This is a genomic window from Actinoalloteichus spitiensis RMV-1378 (assembly GCF_000239155.1).
GTDB classification, from domain to species: Bacteria; Actinomycetota; Actinomycetes; order Mycobacteriales; family Pseudonocardiaceae; genus Actinoalloteichus_B; species Actinoalloteichus_B spitiensis.
In genome coordinates, this window is the sequence record NZ_AGVX02000699.1 from 1 (window position 1) to 2,968 (window position 2,968).

The window sequence follows — 2,968 nt, forward strand, 5'->3', positions numbered from 1 at the left end:
GGTCTCCCGGCACCACCCGCACACCCCCACCACCCCCGCCCCGGCCCGGACACCTCCGCCGGGAACCAGTACCCCCAGGCGCGCCACGCCCCACCGGTGACCCTGTTCCTGGCCGGCGACGTGATGACCGGACGCGGCATCGACCAGCTGCTGCCCGGCGCCGGCGACCCCGAGATCCGCGAGCAGTGGTGCCACGACGCCCGCGACTACCTGCGACTGGCCGAGGCCGCGCACGGCCCCCTCCCCGCCCCCGCCCCCCACGACTGGCCCTGGGGCGACCTGCTCGCCGCGCTCACCGAACTCCGACCCGCCGCCCGGCTGGTCAACCTCGAAACCAGCGTCACCCGGGCCGGCACGTTCGACCCCGCCAAGGCCCTGCACTACCGGATGTCCCCGGACAACCTCCCGGTGCTGACCGCGCTGGCACCCGACGTGTGCACGCTGGCCAACAACCACGTCCTCGACCTCGGCCACCCCGGGCTGCTCGACACCCTGCGCGCCCTGGCCGACGCCGGCCTGCCCACCGTCGGGGCGGGCACCGGCACCGACCACGCCACCCACCCCCACCAGGTCCCCCTGCCCGGGGGCACCCCGCTGGCCGTCCTGGGCTGCGCCACCCCGGACAGCGGGGTCCCCCCGGCCTGGGCCGCGGGCCCCGCACGCCCCGGCGTGCACCTGGTCCCCGAGCTCACGCCCACCGCCGCCCACACCCTGGCCGACCGGCTCGCCCCGGCCCGCCGCGCTGGCGCGATCACCGCCGTCTCGGTGCACTGGGGCGGCAACTGGGGGTACACAGTGCCCCGGGCCCAGGTGGACTTCGCCCACCGCCTCATCGACGGGGGAGTGGACCTCGTCCACGGCCACTCCTCCCACCACCCGCGCGCCTGGGAGGTCTACCGGGATCGTCTCGTCCTCTACGGTTGCGGTGACCTCGTCAACGACTACGAGGGCATCACCGGCCACGACTCCTACCGGCCCGACCTGCGCGCCGCCTACCTGCCCGACCTCGACCCCGACAGCGGCCGCCTGCTCCACCTGCGCGTCCTGGTGTTCAGATCCGAACGGCTGCGGCTGCGGCTGGCCTCCCACCCGGACCGCGACCAGGTACGCCGCGCCCTCGACAACACCGGCCCCCCGGGCCGGGGACGGCTGGTCCACGCCGGCGGACTCCTCCTCGGACCCGCCTGACAACAGCAACCCCCGTTGCCGTCCCTGCCATAATCAGGGCATGAGCGGACCCGGGAACCCGGAGCACGGCCCGACGTCACCTCCCGACGAACTCGAGACGGTCCTCGCCGAGGTGGGCCCCCGGCTGCGGCGAGTGCGCCAACAGCGCGGCGCCACACTGTCGTCCCTGTCGGCCGCCACCGGGATCTCGGTGAGCACCCTGTCCCGACTGGAGTCGGGACGCCGGCGGCCCAGCCTGGAACTCCTGCTCCCCATCGCCCGCGCCCACCAGGTACCCATCGACGAACTGGTCGGCAGCCCCCCGGTCGGCGACCCCCGCATCCGCACCCGCCCCCGCCAGATCCGGGGAATGACCGTCATCCCCTTGACCCGCCAACCCGGCGGACTCCAGGCCTACAAGTTCGTCATCCCCGAGACGCAGACCGAGCCCGAACCCAAAACCCACGAGGGCTACGAGTGGTGCTACGTGCTCAGCGGCCGGCTGCGCCTGGTGCTGGCCGACCACGACGTCGTCCTGCGCGCCGGGGAGGCCGCCGAGTTCGACACCCGGCTACCCCACTGGTTCGGCAGCACCGGCTCGGGTCCCGTCGAGCTGCTCAGCCTGTTCGGCCGCCAGGGGGAGCGGGTCCACGTCCGCGCCCGCCCCCGCGCCGCCGACCCCGGCTGACGCACCCGCGCCGCCGGGGCCGACACGCCGTCTCAGGTTTCCCGCCACCCCACGTGCACGGTGGCGGCGGAGAGCAGGAACAGGTCCGGTCGCCGGGCCACACCGTGCGGGTCCTCGGGGTCGAGCAACCGCTCCAGCGCCTCCCGGTCCCGCGCGTCCAGCAGCCCGCCCGCCATCTCCCGCGCCCGGCGCAACCGGTCCGCCACGTACTCGCGGACCTCCGGCGGCGCCGGAGCGGGCACGTCCACCAGGAACGACCGGCTCCGGGTACCCACCAGCCCGGCCTCGGCCAGCTCCGCCGGCCAGTCGGTCACCGGACCCGGACCGCCCGCCCCGTGATGACCGGCCAACGCCTCGGCCACCGCCTCCGACACCACGGCGTCCAACCGCGACGGGAACCCGGCCGAGCCCGGCCCGGACCTCGCGGGCAGGAACCGCATCGGCAACCCGCCCTCGACCACCGCGAGCACCCCACCCGGCTGCAGCCGCCCCGCCAGCGACCGCACCGCCCGGGGCTGGTCAGCCACGTGGTGCAGGACACGACTCGCCCAGATCACGTCCGCCACCGGAAGGCGGTCCAGGTCGGCGTCCAGGTCGGCGTGGTGGACGCCGAGCCGCTCGGCCAGCCCCGCCCGCCGAGCGCGTTCCTCGGCGTGACGCAGGAGAGCCACCGCGCCGTCCACGGCGGTCACCCTGGCGGTGGGAAAGGTCAGCGCCAGGGTCTCGGTGTGCACACCCGGCCCGGACCCCACGTCCAGGACCCACTCCACCAGGTTGGGGCCCACGAGCTCGGCGATCCACCGGGTGGCCGCGGTAACCCACGGGACGGCCAGCTCCGCCTCGCGCTCGAGCTCGGGCAAACGCTGCTCCCAGTCCTGCGGGCCGGGCGCCGAGGTGCTGCCGCCCTCGGTCGCGGGCCGCGACGGGTGGTGGTGGCTCATGAGGCACATCCTGCCGGTTCCACCCCCACCGCGAGGCCAGCCGGTACCTCGCGTCCCCGCTTCCGCCCCACCGGGCGGTGACGGGAACACCCGCTCACCACCCCTGGACCACCCCCGGCCGGCACCGGGGCCCCGGCGGAGCGCTCGTCGAGGCCCGACGCGCACTCGAGCC

Annotated in this window: 3 protein-coding genes; 2 read left to right on the forward strand and 1 reads right to left on the reverse strand. The window is 75.7% G+C overall.

Going from position 1 to position 2,968, the window contains the following annotated elements:
• Both ACTIDRAF_RS30985 and ACTIDRAF_RS0224165 read left to right on the forward strand, forming a co-directional pair.
• Window positions 1-1,188 (forward strand): CapA family protein (locus ACTIDRAF_RS30985; RefSeq protein WP_016701253.1); only part of this gene is annotated, 1,188 nt, incomplete at its 5' end.
• Between the two features lie 40 nt (window positions 1,189-1,228).
• Window positions 1,229-1,855 carry a helix-turn-helix domain-containing protein gene (locus ACTIDRAF_RS0224165; RefSeq protein WP_016701254.1) on the forward strand — a complete coding sequence of 209 codons (627 nt, stop codon included), beginning with the start codon at window positions 1,229-1,231 and terminating at the stop codon, window positions 1,853-1,855.
• A 32-nt stretch (window positions 1,856-1,887) separates the two neighbouring features.
• Here ACTIDRAF_RS0224165 and ACTIDRAF_RS0224170 read toward each other — a convergent pair whose 3' ends face one another.
• Entirely contained in the window at window positions 1,888-2,796 is a 909-nt protein-coding gene (locus ACTIDRAF_RS0224170) for a class I SAM-dependent methyltransferase (protein ID WP_016701255.1), read from the reverse strand.
• Window positions 2,797-2,968 lie beyond the last annotated feature (172 nt).

Excerpts from the sequence above, each read along its gene's own strand:
- ACTIDRAF_RS0224170 (WP_016701255.1), bottom strand. The coding sequence starts at position 2,796 with ATGAGCCACCACCACCCGTCGCGGCCCGCGACCGAGGGCGGCAGCACC.
- ACTIDRAF_RS0224165 (WP_016701254.1), top strand. The coding sequence starts at position 1,229 with ATGAGCGGACCCGGGAACCCGGAGCACGGCCCGACGTCACCTCCCGAC.